At 70.9% G+C, this 1,174-nt stretch carries 1 protein-coding gene and 1 pseudogene; both read left to right on the top strand.

The features are described 5' to 3' along the window. A partial coding sequence (locus tag HCN08_RS34445) for a CBS domain-containing protein (protein ID WP_167987324.1) occupies positions 1 to 385 on the top strand: 385 nt, incomplete at its 5' end. Positions 386 to 505: 120 nt separating this feature from the next. Beyond that, positions 506 to 1,174, top strand: a pseudogene (locus tag HCN08_RS34440) (hypothetical protein); the annotation flags it as partial.

Below are 1,174 nucleotides of genomic sequence, written 5' to 3'. Positions count from 1 at the left end.
ACAGGTCATGGAGCCCGTCCCCACCCCGCTGGACGGCTCGGCACCGCTGGCCGAGGCCGCCGCAGGGCTCGCCCGCTCCGCCCACGGCGTCCTCCCCGTGACCACGGCGGACGGCACCTACCTGGGCGTCGCCGACGCCAGAACCGTCGCCGAGACACTCGCCGACGGAGCACACGACACCACGCCCGTGAGCACCGTGGCGCACATCCCCCGCTCCCTGACGGCCGCGACCGGACTGTCCGACGCCCTCGGCGCACTCGTCGGGACGGAAGGCGCAGGGCTGCCCGTACTCGACGGGCAGAACGACAGCCTCATCGGCTGGATCACCCACCAGACCCTCCTCGCCGCCATGCACCAGGCAACCAGGCCCTTGGCCCAACCGTGACCTGATTCATCCGATCAGCGCACGATATTTCTTTTCAGTCGGGTACCCATTGTGCACTGTGCAAAGGACGGCTCCGGTGCGACCGCGGCCGTCGCCGGACCATTCGGAAGTGGACACACCATGGGAACCCTCTCGCGCAGAAGCCTGCTCGCCCTCACCGCGGGGGCCGCCGCCGGTGGCGTCGCCGGATGCGCCGACGGCCACGGGAACGGCGAGCCGAACGGCGCCGCCCCGCCCGAGACCCCCACCGCGCCGGCCACGCCACCGCCGGCGCGCCTCATCGGCGACGGCTCGACCGCCGACACCGGCCCCCAGCCGGGCCAGCCCGAGACCGACCGCCTCGAACCCGGCCGGATCCCGCCGCAGTTCGTGGTGTTCTCCTGGGACGGCGCCGGCGAGCTCGACAACGGCCTTTTCGTACGCTTCCGTCGGCTCGCCCGGGAGCACAACGCCGCTATGACGTTCTTCCTGTCCGGCCTCTACGCCCTGCCGGAGGCGAAGAAGAACCTCTACCACCCGCCCAACAACCCGGTGGGCGCCTCCGCCATCGGCTACTTCTCGGACAAGCACATCAAGATGACGCTGGAGCAGGTACGCGCCGCGTGGCTGGACGGCCATGAGATCGGGACGCACTTCAACGGCCACTTCTGCGAGGGCACCGGCAGCGTCGGCCGCTGGACGCCCGCCGACTGGAAGAGCGAGATCGACCAGGCCGTCGACTTCGTCACCCACTGGCGGACCAACACCGGCTTCACCGACCTCGACCCGCTGCCCTTCGACTACCGCAAG

Source organism: Actinacidiphila epipremni (assembly GCF_012034175.1).
Classification (GTDB): domain Bacteria; phylum Actinomycetota; class Actinomycetes; order Streptomycetales; family Streptomycetaceae; genus Actinacidiphila; species Actinacidiphila epipremni.
The sequence above is the reverse complement of the archived record's forward strand: the minus strand, read 5'-3'. Positions and strand labels throughout refer to the sequence as shown.